This window comes from Luteimonas salinisoli (assembly GCF_013425525.1).
In the GTDB taxonomy this organism is placed as follows: domain Bacteria; phylum Pseudomonadota; class Gammaproteobacteria; order Xanthomonadales; family Xanthomonadaceae; genus Luteimonas; species Luteimonas salinisoli.
Map to the genome: position 1 here is coordinate 30,893 of NZ_JACCKA010000064.1, position 17,673 is coordinate 48,565.

The window sequence follows — 17,673 nt, forward strand, 5'->3', positions numbered from 1 at the left end:
CGCCATCCATGGCGTCGACGGTCCCGCACCGGGGCGCCGCGCCGGCCCTGGACGCTGGACAGGAGCTTGCGAAGAGGGCATGGGTTCCTTGCCGGAGCGAGGCCCCCGTCCACGGCGACGCCGACCTGACGTGCGCCGTCAGTCCCATGTCAGCCGATGCGGGGAGACTGTGGGCTCCGCGGCGATGATGCCGCGCAACCCCGGAGGGGAACCGCATGAACCGCATCAACCACGTCGCCGGCCTGGCGCTGGCGTTCGGCCTGGCGGGCTGCACGCAGCCCGCGGACGCCGCCGCCGACGCGCCGCAATCCGGCGCGCGCGCCATCCCGACGATCGACGAAGCCTTCGTCAGCGCGCTGACGCCGGAGGACAACATCGATTCCCCGGCCGCATGGCGCACGCCCGACGGCAAGGTCTGGACGATCGCCACGGCAAAGGCGACCGACCGGCTGGTGGTCTACGACGGCGAGAGCGGCGCGACGCTGCGCACGGTCGGTGCCAGCGGCGACGCCCCGGGCGAGTTCCGGCGCCCCAACGGCATCGCGGTGATCGACGACCTGGCGTTCGTGGTCGAACGCGACAACCATCGGGTACAGGTGCTGCAGCTGCCGTCGTTCGCCGCCGTCGCCAGCTTCGGCGCCGGGGACCTGGTCAAGCCCTACGGGCTGTGGGTGCATCGCACCGCCGAGGGCTACGCGCTCTACGTCACCGATGCCTACATGGCGGGCGAGGACGCCGACGGCGAGGACATCCTGCCGCCGCTGGCGGCGCTGGACCGGCGGGTGAAGCGCTACGACGTGGCGCGCGACGGCGACGCGCTGAACGCGACCCTGGCCGGCGCCTTCGGCGACACCGGCGAAGAGGGCGCGCTGCGCGTGGTGGAATCCATCTGGGGAGACGCGGCCAACGACCGCCTGCTGATCGCCGAGGAGGACGAGAGCTACGCCAACGAGCTGAAGGTCTACGACCTCGCGGGGAACTACGCCGGCCGCACCCTCGGTCGCGGGCTGTTCGCCGCGCAGGCCGAAGGCATCGCGCTCAGGACGTGCGCCGACGGTGGCGGCTGGTGGCTGACCACCGAGCAGGGCAAGGGGCGCACCGTGTTCCACCTGTTCGACCGGCGCACCCTGGCGCATGCCGGCGCGGTCGCCGGCGTCAGCGTCGCCAACACCGACGGCATCTGGCTGCACCAGGACGCCAGCGCGCGTTTCCCGCACGGTGCACTGTATGCCGTGCACGACGACCAGGGCGTGGTGGCGTTCGACTGGCGCGACATCGCCGATGCCCTGTCGCTGCCGGCATGCGCAGCGGCAGCCGAGACGCTATAGCCGCACCGGCTGGCCGCTGCGGACCGATTGCGCGGCGGCGTCGGCCAGCGCCAGGGCGGCCACGCCATCGGCATAACCGACGCGGGGCGCCGCGCCTTCCAGCACCTCGGCGAAGTGGTCCATCTCGCGCCGGTAGGCTTCCGCGTAGCGGTCGAGGAAGAAGTTCTGGAATCGGTCGGCGGCGACGCCTTGCTCGTTCCAGACCTGGACCGTGCTCTCGGCGACGTTGTCGGCACGGACCATGCCGCCCGAGGCATAGGCCTCGATGCGCTGGTCGTAGCCGAAGCCGGAGCGGCGGCTGTTGGAGACGACGCAGAGCCTGCCCGAAGCGGTCTTCAGCACGGTGCGCGCGGTATCGATGTCGCCCAGTTTGCCGATCTCCGGGTCCACCAGGCAGCTGCCGGCGGCGTAGACCTCCACCGGTTCCTCGCCCAGCAGCCAGCGCGCCATGTCGAAGTCGTGGATCGCCATGTCCTTGAACAGCCCGCCGGACACGGCGATGTACGAGGCCGGCGGCGGCGCGGGATCGTTGGAGGTGATCTGCAGGCTTTCCAGCACGCCGATCGCACCGCCGTCCAGCCGCGCCTTCAGCGCCTGGAAGTTGGGATCGAAGCGGCGGTTGAACGCCAGCAGCAGGCGCGCATGGGCCAGCTCCGCGGCCGCGCCGCGCGCGCGGGAGAGGTCCTGGTCGATGGGCTTTTCGCAGAACACCGCCTTGCCGGCGGCCGCGGCGCGGAGGCTGTACGGCAGGTGGGTGTCGGTGGAGCTGGCGATGATCACTCCGGCGATGCCAGGGTCGGCGAGCGTTTCCTCCAGCGTGCGCACCGAGGCGCCCCATTCCGATGCCAGCGCCTGCGCCGAGGCGGCGACCGGATCGACGACGGCGTCCAGCGCCAGCCGCGGATGCAGCGCGGCGTTGCGCGCGTGGATGCGGCCGATGCGGCCGGCACCGACCAAAGCGATCTTGAACATCATGCGTCTCCCTGAAGTCTGATGGCGCGGCCGCTGCGCGCGGATTGCCCGCAGGCCTCGGCCAGGGCCAGCGCGGCGATGCCGTCCGCATACCGCGTGCGCGACGGCGCGAGGCCCTGGGCCACCTCGGCGAAATGGGCGAGCAGGGCGCGGTAGGACGCCGCGAAGCGCTGCGGGAAGCCCGGCGCGATCGGCGCGGCCCCCAGGCCGTCCTCGGTGAGGGTGCCGACCGTGTCGAGGACCACGTTGCCGGCGGCGATCATGCCTGCGGCGCCGAACGCCTCCACGCGCTGGTCGTAGCCGTAGCCGCTGCGCCGGGTGTTGGAGATCACGCACAGGCGCCCGGACGCGGTGCGCAGCACCGTGCGCGCGGTGTCGACGTCGCCGAGCCGGCCGATCTCCGGGTCCACCAGGCAGCTGGCGGCGCAGAACAGCTCCGTCGGCTCTTCGCCCAGCAGCCAGCGCGCCATGTCCAGGTCGTGGATGGTGAAATCCTTGAACAGGCCGCCGCTGGTGGGAATGAAGCCGGGTGGTGGCGCGGCGGGATCGTGGTTGACCAGCTGTAGCGACTCCAGCGCGCCCACTTCGCCGGCGTCCAGGCGCCGCTTGAGCGCGAGGAAGTGCGGATCGTAGCGGCGGTTGAAGCCGAGCACGAAGCGCGCGTCGCGGAAGCGCGGCTGCGCTTCGCGGGCCTTGTCCAGGTCCAGGTCGATGGGCTTTTCGCAGAACACCGCCTTGCCCGCGTCCACCGCGGCCAGCGCGTGCGCCAGGTGCCGGTCGGTGGAGCTGCAGACCAGCACGCCGCCCACCGCGGGGTCGTCCAGCGCCTGCTCCAGCGTCGCCACCGCGGCGCCGCAGCGGGCCGCCAGCGCCTGCGCCGCGCCGGGCCGCGGATCCACCACGTACTTCAGGCGCAGGCCCGGCGTCCGCACGGCATTGGGCCCGTGCACCTGCCCCATCCTGCCCGCTCCCATCAGTGCGACATCGATCGGCGCCACGCAGAGCTCCCGGCCGTCCCGCGGCCTGCAGGGGGTAGATGAAATTAATTTCCAGACCGCTAATGTAATAGAATTTCCAAAAACATGCTGCTATTCCATTTCCGCGACGCTCCCGCTATACCGGCGGGACCCCCATTGCCCGAAGGAGCGGTTGCATGACCCATCCGGCCACCCCCCCGGCTACCGCGGAGGAACTGCGCGCGGCCATCCTGGCGCGCTACGACGGCCTCAGCAAAAGGCTCAAGCAGATCGCCCGCTACGTGCTGGACGAGCCCAACGCGGTCGCGCTGGAGACGCTGGCGGTGCTGTCGGAACGCAGCGGCGTGCAGCCGTCGGCGATCGTGCGCTTCGCCAAGTCCTTCGGGTTCGACGGCGCGACCCAGATGCAGCGCCTGTTCCGCGACGGCCTGCTGTCCGGCAATGCTTCGCTGGGCTACGGCGAACGCGTGCGGGAGTTCGCCAAGGAGGTCGACGGCAAGCTGATCGGCGATCCCGGCCAGGTGCTCGCCGAGTTCGTCGAGGGCAACGTCATGGCCCTGCAGCATCTGGGCGGCGCCGTCGACCGCGACACCCTGGCCGCGGCCGTGCGGCTGATCGCCGACGCCGACACCGTGTACGTGGCCGGCTTCCGCCGCTCGTTCCCGGTGGCCGCGTACCTGGCCTACTCGCTGCACCAGGTCGACAAGAAGACCATGTTCATCGACAGCGTCGGCGGGATGGCTCGGCAGCAGGTCCACGCCATGACTGCGGACGACCTGCTGCTGGTGGTCAGCTACCACCCCTATGCAGAAGAAGCGGTGCACCTGGCCGACACCGCGGTCGATCGCCGCTGCAAGGTGCTGGCGATCAGCGACAGCCTGGTCAGCCCGGTGGCCAAGCCGGCCTCGCTGGTGCTGCAGGTGCGCGAGGCCGAGATCCGCAAGTTCCGCTCGCTGTCCACCTCGATGTGCCTGGCCCAGGCGCTGGTCATTTCCTATGCGTTTTCCGGCGCGATCGCGGCACGCAATCCCTCGGCGCTGGGGGCGAAGCCACGGCGGCCCCGGAAGAAATGAAACGAATGTTGCTATAGGCCTCAAAATGGAATATAAATTACATATTCCGGGGCGAAGCGACTCCGGCCAGCGCGAGGACCGGCCTGCATGGCGAAGGAACATTCCCTGGACCTGATCGCCATCGGGCGTTCCTGCGCCGACCTGTACGGACAGCAGACCGGCGGCCGGCTCGAGGACATGCTGTCCTTCGCCAAGTACGTCGGCGGCAGCCCGACCAATACCGCAGTCGGCGCGGCGCGGCTGGGACTGCGCACCGGGCTGCTGACCCGTGTGGGCGAGGACCATTTCGGCCGCTTCATCGGCGAGCAGCTGGCGCGCGAGGGGGTGTCGACGCAGGGCGTGATCGCCGACCCGCAGCGGCTGACGGCGCTGGCCTTCCTGGGCATCCGCGACCCGGACACGTTTCCGCTGGTCTTCTACCGCGAGAACTGCGCCGACATGGCGCTCTGTGTCGAGGACGTCGATCCCGCCTTCATCCGCTCGGCGGGTGCGGTGCTGATCAGCGGCACGCACCTGTCGCAGCCGCAGGTGTTCGAGGCCTCGCTGCAGGCCTGCCGGATCGCGCGTGAGGCCGGTGCCCGGGTGATCTTCGACGTCGACTACCGGCCGGTGCTGTGGGGGCTGGCCGGCCGCGACCGCGGCGACGACCGTTTCGTCGCGCACGAGGGCGTGACCGCCAGGCTGCAGGAAGCATTGCCGCTGTGCGACCTGATCGTCGGCACCGAAGAGGAGATCCACATCCTTGGTGGCACCACCGATACCCTGGCGGCGCTGCGTGCGATCCGTGCACGCACCGACGCCTGTCTGGTGTGCAAGCGCGGCGCCGCGGGCTGCTCGGTGTTCGCCGCCGCGATCCCCGCGCGGCTGGATGATGGCCTGACCGGGCGTGGCTTCGCGGTCGAGGTGTTCAACGTGCTGGGAGCGGGCGACGCGTTCATGGCCGGGTTCCTGCGCGGCTGGCTGCGCGGCGAACCGCTCGAGGTCTGCTCCGACTGGGCCAACGCCTGCGGCGCCATCGTGGTCTCGCGCCATGGCTGCGCGCCGGCGATGCCGACCTGGGTGGAGCTGCAGGCCTTTCTGCGCGGCGGCGACCGGCCGTTCCGGCTGCGCGAGGACGCTGCGCTGGAACAGCTGCACTGGGCCACCACCCGCAGCGGCCGCTACGACGAGCTGATGGTGCTGGCGGTCGACCACCGCAGCCAGTTCGAGGAACTCTGCCGGCAGACCGGCGCCGATCCGGCGCGCCTGCCGGCGTTCAAGGCGCTGGCGCTGCGCGCGGTCGATCGCGTCGCCGGCGGCGACCCTCGCTTCGGTGTGCTGCTCGACGGCCGCTACGGCATGCGTGCGCTGGAGGCTGCCGCCGATCATCCCTACTGGATCGGCCGCCCGATCGAACTGCCGGGCTCGTGCCCGCTGGCGTTCGAGGGCTCGGCCGACGTCGCCACAGAACTGGCGAGCTGGCCGTACAACCACGTGGTCAAGTGCCTGGTGCTCTGCCACCCCGACGATGCGGACGAACTGCGCGAACGCCAGGAGCGCCAGCTGCTGCGCCTGCACGACGCCGCGCGCAAGACCCGCCACGAACTGCTGCTGGAGATCATCGCCTCACGCAACGGCCAGATCGACGACCACACCGTCTCGCGGGCGATGCAGCGGCTGTACGACCTGGGCTTGCGCCCGGACTGGTGGAAGCTCGAGCCCAGCGACAGCGCCGCGGCCTGGCGCAACATCGAACGCACCATCGCCGCCAACGATCCGCACTGCCGCGGGGTGGTGCTGTTGGGGCTGTCGGCGCCGGAGGAGGAGCTGGCCGCCTCGTTCCGGGCGGCGGCGCAGGTGCCGATCGTCAAGGGCTTCGCAGTCGGGCGCACCATCTTCGCCGACGCGGCCGAGCAGTGGCTTGCCGGCCGCATCGACGATGCCGGCGCCATCGACGATCTCGCCGCGCGCTTCGCCGCGCTGGTGGAGGCATGGCGCGCGGCGCGCACGCACGGTGCGCCCGCCGACCGGGAAATCGCCTGACGTGGGGACGATCCGCCTCACCGCCGCGCAGGCGACCGTCCGCTGGCTGGCCGCACAGCAGGTGCGCGTCGACGGCGCCGAGGTGCCGTACTTCGCCGGCGTCTGGGCGATCTTCGGCCACGGCAACGTCGCCGGGCTGGGCGAGGCGCTGCAGGCCGCGGGCGAGGCGCTGCCGACCTGGCGCGCGCACAACGAACAGGGTATGGCCCACGCCGCCATCGCCTACGCGAAGCAGATGCGGCGGCAGCGGGCGATGGTGTGCACCACGTCCATCGGACCCGGCGCCACCAATCTGGCGACCGCGGCGGCGCTGGCGCACGTCAACCGGCTGCCGGTGCTGCTGCTGCCGGGCGACGTCTACGCCAGCCACCGGCCCGATCCGGTGCTGCAGCAGCTCGAGGATTTCGCCGATGCGGCCATCACCGCCAACGACTGCCTGCGCCCGGTGTCGCGCTATTTCGCGCGCATCGCCGATCCGCGGCGGATCCTGGAGGCGCTGCCGCAGGCCCTGGCGACGATGCTCGATCCGGCCACCTGCGGTCCGGCCACGCTGGCCTTCTGCCAGGACACGCAGGCCGAGGCCTTCGACTATCCGGCCGCCTTCTTCGCGCGGCGGGTCTGGCACGCATCCCGGGTACCGGCCGACGCCGCCGCCATCGACGCCCTGGCGGCCGCGCTGCGGCAGTCGCGGCGGCCGCTGCTGATCGCCGGCGGCGGCGTGCACTACGGCGGCGCGCAGGATGCGCTGGCGGCGCTGGCCGAGGCGACGGGGCTGTGCGTGGCCGAGACCCAGGCCGGCAAGGGCGCCCTGGCCTGGGACCATCCGCAGGCACTGGGCGCGATCGGCGTGACCGGTTCGGCCGCAGCCAACGCCGCCGCGCACGTGGCGGACGTGATCGTCGCGGCCGGCACGCGCCTGCAGGACTTCACCACCGGCTCGCGCAGCCTGTTCCCTGATGGCCGCCTGTTCCAGGTTAACGTGCAGCCGTTCGATGCCCGCAAGCATGGCGCCCACGCCGTGGTCGGCGACGCCCGCGAGGTGTTCGAAGCCCTCGCCGCCCGCCTCGCCGGCTGGCGGGTGCCGGCAGCGGTCGCTGCGGCCGACCGCGCCGCGATGCAGGCATGGAACGCGGCGGTGTCCACCGCCACCGCCGGGGCGCCGTCGACACGCCTGCCCAGCGACGCCCAGGTGATCGGCGCGGTGCAGCGCGCCCTGAACGACGACGCTATCGTGGTGTGCGCCGCCGGCGGCCTGCCAGGGGAGCTGCACAAGCTGTGGCGCACGTCGCGGCCGGACGGCTATCACGCCGAATACGGCTACTCGTGCATGGGCTACGAGATCGCCGGCGGCCTGGGGGTCAAGTTCGCTGCGCCCGAGCGCGAGGTCGTGGTCATGGTCGGCGATGGCAGCTATCTGATGATGAATTCCGAGCTGGCCACCTCGGTGATGCTTGGCCGCAAGCTGATCGTGGTGCTGCTGGACAACCGCGGCTTCGGCTGCATCCACCGGTTGCAGCGGGCCACCGGCGGCGCGGCCTTCAACAACCTGCTGGTCGATACCCGCCACGCGACCCTGCCGGAGATCGACTTCGCCGCGCATGCGCGCAGCCTGGGCGCGCTCGCCGAAAAGGCGGCGACGCTCGGCGAGCTGGAGACCGCACTCGCCCGCGCCCGCGCCGCGGATCGCTCCTACGTCGTGGTCGTCGACACCGATCCGCTGAAGGCCACGGAAGCCGGCGGCTGGTGGTGGGACGTGGCGGTGCCGGAGGTATCGGCACGCCCCGAGGTCGGCGCCGCGCGCCGGGCCTACGAAACCAAGTTGCGAAAGGGAGTGGACCCTGCATGAGCATCCGGTTCGGCGTCAGCCCGATCGCCTGGTCCAACGACGACATGCCCGAGCTGGGCGGCGACACGCCGCTTGCGCGCATCCTGGCCGACATCCGCGACATCGGCTTCGCCGGCGTGGAGCTGGGTGGCAGGTTCCCGCGCGCGGCAGCCGAGCTGCGGCCGCTGCTGACCGGCTACGGCCTGGACCTGATCGGCGGCTGGTACAGCGGCGCGCTCCTGGCGCGCGACGCGACGGCGGAGATCGCCGCCCTGCAGCCGCACCTGCGGCTGCTCGAGGCGATGGGCAGCACGGCCTTCGTCTTCGCCGAAACCAGCAACGCCGTGCATGGCGACCGCGCGGTGCCGCTGACCGGCGCGCCGCGGCTGGAGGAGGGCGCGTGGGCGGAATTCGGCGCGCGCATGACCGAAGTCGCCGACCACGTCCAGGGCCACGGCCTGAGGTTCGCCTACCACCATCACCTGGGCACCGTGGTCGAGCGTGCCGAAGACCTGGAACGGCTGCTGCGCCACACCGGCGACTCGGTGGGGCTCACGCTCGATACCGGGCACGCCGCGCTCGGCGGCATCGACCCTCTGCAGGTGATCGCCGCGCATCCGCGGCGCATCGCCCACGTGCACTGCAAGGACGTCCGCCGCGCCGCGTTCGAGCGCCTGCGCGAGGACGGCGCCAGTTTCCTCGACGGTGTGCTCGGCGGCATGTTCACCGTGCCCGGCGACGGCGACCTGGACTACGCCCCGGTCATGCGCGCGCTGGCCGGCATCGGCTACAGCGGCTGGATCGTCATCGAGGCCGAGCAGGATCCCGCCGTGGCCGCGCCCAGGCCATACGCCGAGCTGGGATTGCGCACGCTCAGGCACGAGGCCGTGCAAGCGGGGTTGATCTGATGTCGAGACTGCACATCCGCCCGCAGCCGCCGGATGCCGCCGGCACCGTGCTCGAGGTCACCCCCGAAAGCGCCGGCTGGGCGCACGTGGGGTTCAAGGTGGCCAGGCTGCAGGACGGCCAGCGCTACCGCGGCGGCCAGGCCGGGCGCGAAGCCTGCCTGGTGCTGGTGGCCGGCAGCGCCGACGTCGATGCGGGCGGCCTGCGCTTCGCCGGCGTCGGCGGGCGCGCCTCGCCGTTCGAGGATCGCGCGCCGGGCGCGGTGTACGTGCCGGCGGGCGCCGAATACAACGTCACCGCGCGCGGCGCGGTCGAACTCGCGGTCTGCACCGCGCCGGGCGAAGGCCGCGGCACGCCTCGTCTGATCCGCGATGCGGACATGTCGCGCGAAGTACGCGGCAGCGGCAGCAACACCCGCTACATCCGCAACGTGCTGCCGGAAACCGAACCGGCCGAAGGCCTGCTGGTGGTCGAGGTGATCACCCCCGGCGGCCATTGGTCGAGCTACCCGCCGCACAAGCACGACACCGACACGCCGGAGCGGGAAAGCGTGCTGGAGGAAACCTACTACCACCGAATCCGGCCTCCGCAGGGTTTCGCATTCCAGCGCGTCTACACGCCGGACCGGTCGCTGGACGACACCATCAGCGTCGGCGACGGCGACGTGGTGCTGGTGCCGCGCGGCTACCACCCGGTCGGCGCGGCGCACGGCTACGACCTCTACTACCTCAACGTCATGGCCGGGCCGCGCCGCCGCTGGTTGTTCAGCAACGACCCGGAGCATGCGTGGATCGCCGGGCGTTCCGCCCAGGAGCAAGGCTGAGTCATGCGCAGGATCGAACACTTCATCGGTGGCGCCGCCGTCGCCGGAACCTCCGGCCGGCACGGCGACGTCTTCGACCCGAACACCGGCCAGGTGCAGGCGCGCGTGTCGCTGGCATCGGCCGACGAGCTCGACCGGGCGGTGCAGGCCGCCGTCGCGGCCCAGCGCGGCTGGGCCGCGGTCAATCCGCAGCGCCGTGCGCGCGTCCTGTTCGAGTTCAAGCGCCTGCTGGAGGCGCACATGGACGAACTGGCCGAGCTGCTCTCCAGCGAGCACGGCAAGGTGGTCGCCGACAGCAGGGGCGACCTGCAGCGCGGGCTGGAGGTGGTCGAGTTCTCCTGCGGCATCCCGCACCTGCTGAAGGGCGAATACACCCAGGGCGCCGGACCGGGCATCGACGTCTACTCCGCGCGCCAGCCGCTGGGCGTGGTCGCTGGCGTCACCCCGTTCAACTTCCCGGGGATGATCCCGATGTGGATGTTCGGCCCGGCCATCGCCTGCGGCAACGCCTTCATCCTCAAGCCGTCCGAGCGCGATCCTTCGGTGCCGGTGCGCCTGGCCGAACTGATGCTGGAAGCGGGCCTGCCGCCCGGCGTGCTCAACGTGGTGCAGGGCGACAAGGACACGGTGGAGGCGATCCTGCGGCACCCGGAGATCAAGGCGGTCAGCTTCGTCGGCTCCTCCGACATCGCGCAGTCGGTGTACGCGCTGGGCGCCGCCCACGGCAAGCGCATCCAGGCCATGGGTGGAGCCAAGAACCACGGCATCGTCCTGCCCGACGCCGATCTGGACCAGGCCGTGGCCGACATCGTCGGCGCGGCCTTCGGCTCGGCCGGCGAACGCTGCATGGCGCTACCGGTGGTGGTGCCGGTGGGCGAGGACACCGCCGCGGCGCTGCGCGGCAAACTGGTCGCAGCCATCGCCGCCCTGCGCGTGGGCGTGTCCACCGACCCGCAGGCCCATTACGGCCCGGTGGTCTCCGCCGCGCACAAGGCGAAGATCGAGGGCTATATCCAGGCTGGCCTCGACGAGGGCGCCGAACTCGTGCTGGATGGCCGCGGCCTGTCGCTGTCCGGGCACGAGCGGGGGTTCTTCCTCGGGCCTTCGCTGTTCGACCATGTCACCGCCGACATGCGCACCTATCGCGAGGAGATCTTCGGCCCGGTGCTGCAGATCGTGCGCGCGGACACGCTGGAGGAGGCGATCGGGCTGCCCTCGCGCCACCAGTACGGCAACGGCGTGGCCGTCTTCACCCGCAGCGGCGATGCCGCGCGCGAATTCGCCGAGCGGGTGGAAGTGGGCATGGTCGGCATCAACGTGCCGATCCCGGTGCCAGTGGCGTACCACAGCTTCGGCGGCTGGAAGCGCTCCGGCTTCGCGGATCTCAACCAGTACGGCCAGGACGGCGTGCGCTTCTACACCCGCACCAAGACCGTCACCCAGCGCTGGCCCGGCGGCGGGGCGGCCTCCGAACAGAGCTTCGTCATCCCGACGATGCGCTGAACCGAACCGCACCCGGAGCACGTGATCTTGGCCAACGGCATCCTGAAATTCTTCGCCACCGGCGTCGACAGGCCGGAGATCGGCGACCGGGCCGCCATCGACCGGCTGTTCCGCAAGCATCGCCTCCGCGTGATGCTGGCGATCACCCTGGGCTACGGCCTGATCTACACCTGCCGGCTGGCGCTGGGCGTGGTCAAGAAGCCGCTGATCGACGGCGGCATCTTCTCGCCCAACGAGCTGGGCCTGATCGGGTCGGCGCTGTTCTACACCTACGCCATCGGCAAGCTGACCAACGGCTTCCTGGCCGACCACGCCAACATCAAGCGCTTCCTGGCGGCCAGCTTCCTGCTCACGGCGCTGTGCAACCTGGCCATGGGCTTCACCACGGCGCTGTGGGCGGCGGTGCTGCTGTGGGGGCTCAATGGCTGGTTCCAGAGCTTCGGCGCGCCCGGCGGCGTGGTGGCGATGACCGCCTGGTTCTCCAACAAGGAACGCGGCCGCGCCTACGGCGTGTGGAGCACCGCGCACTCCATCGGCGAGGGACTGACCTTCTTGGGGGTGGGCGCGCTGGTCGCGGCGCTGGGCTGGCGCGCCGGCTTCTGGGGGCCGGGCCTGATCGGCGTGATCACCGCGATTGGCGTGTACATGCTGCTGCAGGACCGGCCGCGCACCATGGGCCTGCCCAACGTCAACGACTGGAAGCGCGACCGCTACCAGGAGGTGGCCAAGCCGGACCTGCGGTCGGTGCTGGCGCAGCAGCTGTCGATCCTGAAGATCCCGGCGATCTGGGTCTTGTGCCTGGCCGCCGCGACCACCTACGTCACCCGCTACGCGATCAATTCCTGGGGCATCCTGTACCTGCAGGAAGCGCGGGGCTTCAGCCTGCCCATGGCCGGCACCCTGCTGATGCTGAGCACCCTGGCCGGCATCGCCGGCGCGATCGCATTCGGCTTCATCTCCGACAAGCTGTTCGACGCGCGCCGCCCGCCGGTCAACCTGCTGTTCGGCCTGCTCGAACTGGCCGGCCTGGGCCTGATCTTCTTCGCCCCCACCAGCGTGCCAGTACTGATCGCCGGCATGCTGCTGTTCGGCATGGGCCTGACCGGGCTGGTCACTTCGCTGGGCGGGCTGTTCGCGGTGGATATCGCGCCCAATCGTGTCGCCGGGGCGGCGATGGGAGTGATCGGCATCTTCAGCTACATCGGCGCCGGCATCCAGGAGCAGGTCTCCGGTGCGCTGATCGAGCAGGGCATGACCGTGGTGGACGGCGTCCGCAGCTACGATTTCGGCCCCGCCATCTGGTTCTGGATCGGCTCCTCGGTGGTCTCCACCCTGCTCGCCGCCAGCCTTTGGCGCACCCGGCGCCGGGACTGAAGCATGCATGCCCCTTCCTCCGAACTGCAGGCCATGATCGAAGCGGCGCAAGCCGCGGGCGAGGGGTTGCGCCGCCGCTTCGGCCAGTTGTCCGAGCTCGCCGTGCGCGCCAAGAGCGGACCCGCGGACCTGGTCTCCATCGCCGACGAGGAGGCCGAGCGCACCATCCACGCGCTGCTTGCCCGTGCCCGTCCGGCGTATGCGTTCCTCGGCGAGGAAGGCGGCGCGTCCGGCGGCGCCGAAGCCGCGCAGACCTGGATCGTGGATCCGCTGGACGGCACCACCAACTTCCTGTTCGGTTGCCCGCTGTGGGGCGTGAACATCGCGCTGGCGCGCGAGGGCGAGGTCGTCGCCGGAGTGACCTATCTGCCGGCGCTGGGGGAACTGTTCGTCGCCGAGCGCGGCGCCGGCGCCTGGCTCAACGGCCGGCGCATCCGCGTCTCCGCGCGCGCGCGCCTGATCGAAAGCGTGCTGGCCTGCGGCATCCCCTTCGCCGGCAAGCCGGACCATGCCGTGTTCGCCCGCGAGATGGCGCTGCTGAGCGGCGAGGTCGCCGGCATCCGCCGCACCGGCGCCTGCGCCGTCGACATGGCCTACGTGGCCGCCGGCCGCTGGGACGCCTACTGGGAGCGCGCGCTCAACGCCTGGGACATGGCGCCGGGCGCGATTCTGGTGCGCGAGGCCGGCGGCGCCGTCAGCGGCGTCGGCGGCGCCGCGCTGGATCTCGACGGCGGCAACGTCTGCGTCAGCAACGGCGCGATCCATGCCGTCCTGCTCGAACGCCTAGCCGCCGCACTACGGACCGGGACGACTCCATGACGATGCACCGCCGCAGCTTCCTTTCCGCCGCCGCCCTGGCCGGCCTGTTCGCCGCGCTGCCGCGCGCCATCGCCGGCGCGTTCGGCTACCCGCGCGCGCTGCAGGGGCCGATGGTCGGCGCTCCGGGTCCGGAGCACTTCACCGTCTGGGTGCGCGCCAGCGGCGCGTTCGAGGTGGCGCTGGAGTACGCCACCGACCGCGATTTCCGCGCCGTGGTGCAGGGCCCACGGGCGATGGCCGGCGCCGCCGAAGACGGCTGCGTGGTGCTGCGCGCGGAAGGCCTGCGGCCGGACACCCCGTACTGGTACCGGCTGAAGTACGACGGCGTGGCCGACCGTTTCCAGCCGCTGCCGCACCGCACCCGCACCGCGCCGGCGGGGGCGGCGGATTTCCGCGTCGCCTTCGGTTCCTGCTGCCGCATCCAGTACGACGCGGACCAGCGCATCTGGAACACCGTGCGCGCGCTGGAGCCGGACATGTTCCTCTGGCTGGGCGACAACATCTATGCCGACAGCGACCAGCCCGCCGCCATCGCCGACCTGTACGCGCGCGGGCGCACGGTGGAGCGGCTGGAGCCGCTGCTGCGCTCGATCCCGCAGCTGGCCACCTGGGACGACCACGACTTCGGCTACAACGACTCCGACGGTCTCAGCCCGTACAAGGCCGAGTCGCTGCGCATCTTCAGGCGTTTCTGGGCCAACCCCGCGTACGGCGAGCCGGACAACCCCGGCGTGTACTTCAGGCAGCACTACGGTGGCGTCGACTTCTTCGTGCTCGACGGCCGCTACCACCGCGACCCGACCGACCGGCCCGACAACGCCGGCAAGACCATGCTCGGCGCCAGGCAGAAGGCCTGGCTCAAGCGCGAACTCAAGGCCAGCCGCACCCCGTTCAAGGTGCTGGCGATCGGCGGCGGGTGGTCCTCGGCCGAGAACGAGAAGGGCGGCGATTCGTGGGCGGTCTTCATGACCGAGCGCAACGAGTTGTTCGACTTCATCCGCGACGAGGGCATCGGCGGCGTGGTCTGCGTCTCCGGCGACTCGCATATGGGCGAGCTGAACTGCATCCCCTGGTCCGAGCGCGGCGGCTATGACATCTACGACTTCTGCTCCTCGCCGCTGGCGCAGCTGCCGGCCGCCAAGCACACCCGCCAGGCGCCGGAAGTGCGCGTTCGCGACGTGTGGACGCGCAGCGTCAACGTGGGGCTGCTGCGTTTCGACATGACCGCCGACACGCCGACGCTGACCTATACCCTGCACGACGAGCTGGGCGAAGCGGTATGGGACCCGCTGGTGCTGACCCCGGCCGACCTGGCCAACGGCGTGCGCAGCTGGGACCGCAAGGCCGACCCGGAGGAGCTGCGGCGGCTGCAGCGGTTCCGCCAGGGCAAGGGCTACTACGGCTTCGATCCGGTCGAGGGCTGGCCCGACCGTCCGTACTACGGGGAGGAGTGACCAGGGCCGCCCGGCCGCCGGCGTCAGGTCGATGTCAGGTCGGACCGCCCATCATCGCCGCCATGAGCAGGCCATCCGTTTCCGGGGCGATCGCCCTTGTGCTGGCGCTGGCGGCCGCGCTGGCGGCCTCCGCGTTCCCGCATGCGCGTGCCGGCGACGACGACCACGTCGAGGCGCGCGCCCTGTTGCAGCGGGGCGAGATCCTGCCGCTCAGCCGGATCCTGCAGGTGGTGCAGGCGCGCGTTCCCGGCGACGTGATCGAGGTGGAACTCGATCGCAGCAGCAAGCGCGGCTGGGAGTACGAGGTCAAGGTGCTGACCGCCACCGGCCGCGTGATCGAGGTCGACGTGAACGCGCATGATGGCCGGATCCGCAAGATCGAGGACGATTGATGCGCTGCCTCGTCGTCGAGGACGATCCCGACATCCGCGGCGATCTCGAGCGCGCGCTGCAGGCGGCCGGATTCGTCGTCGACGCGGTGGCCGACGGCGAGACCGCCTGGTTCCAGGGAGACGTCGAGGACTACGCCGCCGCGGTCCTCGACCTGGGGCTGCCGCGGCTGGACGGCCTCTCGGTGCTGCGCCGCTGGCGCGTCGCCGGACGCGCCTTTCCGGTGATCGTGGTGTCCGCGCGCGGGGACTGGACCGAGAAGGTGGAAGGCATCGAGGCGGGTGCCGACGACTACATGGCCAAGCCTTTCGAGATGGGGGAACTGGTCGCGCGCGTGCGCGGACTGATCCGTCGCGGGGCCGGGCGCCTGTCCAGCGTCGTCAGCGTCGGGCGGCTGCGGCTGGACACCACGCGCATGACCGCAGTGTTCGATGGCGCCCCGGCGCGTCTGTCGCCGCTGGAGTTCCGGCTGCTCGACTACCTGGCGCACCAGCCCGGCCGCGCGGTGTCGGCGGGCGAGCTGGCCGACCATCTGTACGGCGGCGGCGAGTCGGGCGACAGCAACGCCATCGAGGCGATCGTCGCCCGGCTGCGGCGCAAGTTCGGTGCCGGGATCATCGTTACGCGGCGCGGCTTCGGCTATCTGCTGGAGCCGGCGCGGTGATGACGCGCTCGCTGCGCTGGCGCCTGCTGCTGGGCGCGGCCGGGGCGATCCTGGCGGCACTGGCGGTCGCATGGGTGTTCATGACCGTGCTGTTCGAGCGCCACCTTGAGCGGCGTCTGGAGACGGAGCTCACCCGCGACGGCCTGCGCCTGGTGGCCGCGCTGGAGATCGCCGCCGATGGCGCGCCGCTGATCCGCGTGCAGCCGATGGATCCGCGCCTGCACACGCCCGCTGGCGGCTATTACTGGCAGGTCTCCAACGCCCGGGGCAGGCTGTACTCGCGCTCGCTCTGGGACGGCGAGCTGCCGCGGTCCGACATGCCGCCCGCCGGCGAGTGGCGCCTGCGTCGCCACGCCGGCCCCTACGGGGAGCCCGTCGTGCTGCTGGAACGCCGGGTCGCACCCGATGCGGACGGCGATGGCGTGCTGATCCAGCTGGCCCAGGACACCGCGCCGCTGACCACGGCGCGGGCGGAGTTCGGGCGCGAGCTGGGCATTTTCCTGGCGCTGCTCTGGCTGGTGCTGTCCGCCGCGGCATGGCTGCAGGTGCGCCTGGGCCTGCGGCCGCTGCGCAAGATCCGCGGTGATCTGGCCGCACTGCACGCCAGCGCGGCGGCGCGGCTGCCGGATCCGGGGTTGCGCGAGATCCGGCCGCTGACCTCGGCGATCAACGCCCTGGCCGATGCACGCGAGCGCGACCTGGAGCTGGCGCGGCGGCGCGCCGCCGATCTGGCCCATGGCCTGAAGACGCCGCTGGCCGCGATGATGGCGCAGAGCCAGCGCGCGCGCGATGCCGGCGCGGACAAGGCCGCCGACGGCCTGGACCGCGCGATCGCCGCGATTCGCCGCGCCGTCGACTCGGAGCTGGCCCGCACCCGCATCGCCGCGGCCAGGCGCGAGCCGGGCGGCCACGTCGCCGTGCGTACCGTGGTCGAGCGCCTGGTGACCGTGCTCGAGCACACCGAGGCTGGGGGCAGGCTCGCCTTCGCCATCGACGTTCCCGCCAGCCTGCAGTTGCCGGTGCACGTCGACGACCTGTCGGAGATCCTCGGCGCGGTGCTCGAGAACGCGGTGCGCCACGCCCGCAGGCAGGTGCGCGTCAGCGGTGTCGGCGGGCCGGAATGGACACGGCTGCGCATCGACGACGACGGGCCGGGCATCGCCAGCGACAAGACGCGCGCCGCCCTGGTGCGCGGCGGGCGCTTGGACGAGGGCGGCACCGGCAGCGGGCTCGGGCTGGCGATCGCCCGCGAGCTGGTGGAAGCGGTCGGCGGCCAGATCGGCCTGTCGGCGTCGCCGCTGGGCGGGCTCGGGGTGGAGTTCCTGTGGGGTCCGGCGCGGTCGGCGTGCCCGGAACGGTCGCATCGCCCGTGATCGGGGGAGGACCGCCGTGTCGCGCTGCCCCCGCGCCGCGGCTGCGTTCCCGACGCAATCTGACAGCGGTCTGACAGCCTTCGCCGCGGCGCCGTCAGCACGCCACGCGCATATTGCCGGTACGCGGAGAGCGGCCGAACTATCCCGGACACCTGGCCCGCGGCCGGCTC

15 protein-coding genes are annotated in these 17,673 nt (G+C 71.7%); 13 read left to right on the top strand and 2 right to left on the bottom strand.

The window, feature by feature from the left end:
* Positions 1–215: 215 nt before the first annotated feature.
* The gene (locus H0E84_RS10850; RefSeq protein ID WP_180678669.1) at positions 216–1,328 is read left to right on the top strand and encodes an NHL repeat-containing protein; all 1,113 of its coding nucleotides are present in this window, start codon (positions 216–218) and stop codon (positions 1,326–1,328) included.
* Here the strand turns inward: H0E84_RS10850 and iolG are convergent.
* Both iolG and H0E84_RS10860 read right to left on the bottom strand, forming a co-directional pair.
* Positions 1,323–2,303, bottom strand: coding sequence for an inositol 2-dehydrogenase (iolG, locus tag H0E84_RS10855; RefSeq protein ID WP_219339698.1), 981 nt, complete (start codon positions 2,301–2,303; stop codon positions 1,323–1,325). The genes H0E84_RS10850 and iolG overlap by 6 nt on opposite strands.
* Positions 2,300–3,298, bottom strand: coding sequence for a Gfo/Idh/MocA family protein (locus H0E84_RS10860; RefSeq protein ID WP_219339699.1), 999 nt, complete (start codon positions 3,296–3,298; stop codon positions 2,300–2,302). The genes iolG and H0E84_RS10860 overlap by 4 nt, the downstream gene beginning before the upstream one ends.
* 155 nt (positions 3,299–3,453) lie before the next feature.
* Between H0E84_RS10860 and H0E84_RS10865 the strand changes: the two genes are divergently transcribed.
* The 12 genes from H0E84_RS10865 (at position 3,454) to H0E84_RS10920 (ending at position 17,503) form a co-directional block, all read left to right on the top strand.
* Positions 3,454–4,350: a MurR/RpiR family transcriptional regulator gene (locus H0E84_RS10865; RefSeq protein ID WP_180678670.1), complete on the top strand. Its 897-nt coding sequence runs from the start codon at positions 3,454–3,456 to the stop codon at positions 4,348–4,350.
* 87 nt (positions 4,351–4,437) lie between these two features.
* Complete coding sequence (locus H0E84_RS10870) at positions 4,438–6,372, top strand: bifunctional 5-dehydro-2-deoxygluconokinase/5-dehydro-2-deoxyphosphogluconate aldolase (protein ID WP_180678671.1); 1,935 nt, start codon at positions 4,438–4,440, stop codon at positions 6,370–6,372.
* A gap of 1 nt (position 6,373) precedes the next feature.
* Positions 6,374–8,218 carry a 3D-(3,5/4)-trihydroxycyclohexane-1,2-dione acylhydrolase (decyclizing) gene (iolD, locus tag H0E84_RS10875; protein ID WP_180678672.1) on the top strand — a complete coding sequence of 615 codons (1,845 nt, stop codon included), beginning with the start codon at positions 6,374–6,376 and terminating at the stop codon, positions 8,216–8,218.
* Positions 8,215–9,105: a myo-inosose-2 dehydratase gene (iolE, locus tag H0E84_RS10880; protein WP_180678673.1), complete on the top strand. Its 891-nt coding sequence runs from the start codon at positions 8,215–8,217 to the stop codon at positions 9,103–9,105. The genes iolD and iolE overlap by 4 nt, the downstream gene beginning before the upstream one ends.
* Complete coding sequence (gene iolB, locus H0E84_RS10885) at positions 9,105–9,926, top strand: 5-deoxy-glucuronate isomerase (protein ID WP_180678674.1); 822 nt, start codon at positions 9,105–9,107, stop codon at positions 9,924–9,926. The genes iolE and iolB overlap by 1 nt, the downstream gene beginning before the upstream one ends.
* Positions 9,927–9,929: 3 nt before the next feature.
* Positions 9,930–11,429 carry a CoA-acylating methylmalonate-semialdehyde dehydrogenase gene (locus H0E84_RS10890; RefSeq protein WP_180678675.1) on the top strand — a complete coding sequence of 500 codons (1,500 nt, stop codon included), beginning with the start codon at positions 9,930–9,932 and terminating at the stop codon, positions 11,427–11,429.
* 27 nt (positions 11,430–11,456) lie between these two features.
* A complete protein-coding gene (locus H0E84_RS10895; RefSeq protein ID WP_219339701.1) occupies positions 11,457–12,803 on the top strand; it encodes an MFS transporter in 1,347 nt (448 codons plus the stop codon).
* 3 nt (positions 12,804–12,806) lie between these two features.
* Positions 12,807–13,622 (top strand): inositol monophosphatase family protein, encoded by an 816-nt coding sequence (locus tag H0E84_RS10900; RefSeq protein ID WP_180678676.1) that lies wholly within the window; start codon positions 12,807–12,809, stop codon positions 13,620–13,622.
* A complete protein-coding gene (locus tag H0E84_RS10905) occupies positions 13,619–15,076 on the top strand; it encodes an alkaline phosphatase D family protein (protein ID WP_180678677.1) in 1,458 nt (485 codons plus the stop codon). Before H0E84_RS10900 ends, H0E84_RS10905 begins: the two co-directional genes overlap by 4 nt.
* A gap of 62 nt (positions 15,077–15,138) precedes the next feature.
* A complete protein-coding gene (locus H0E84_RS10910) occupies positions 15,139–15,468 on the top strand; it encodes a PepSY domain-containing protein (RefSeq protein WP_180678678.1) in 330 nt (109 codons plus the stop codon).
* A complete protein-coding gene (locus tag H0E84_RS10915) occupies positions 15,468–16,130 on the top strand; it encodes a response regulator transcription factor (protein ID WP_180678679.1) in 663 nt (220 codons plus the stop codon). The genes H0E84_RS10910 and H0E84_RS10915 overlap by 1 nt, the downstream gene beginning before the upstream one ends.
* Positions 16,130–17,503, top strand: a complete 1,374-nt coding sequence (locus tag H0E84_RS10920) for a sensor histidine kinase (protein WP_180678680.1) — start codon at positions 16,130–16,132, stop codon at positions 17,501–17,503. The genes H0E84_RS10915 and H0E84_RS10920 overlap by 1 nt, the downstream gene beginning before the upstream one ends.
* The last annotated feature ends 170 nt before the right edge of the window (positions 17,504–17,673 follow it).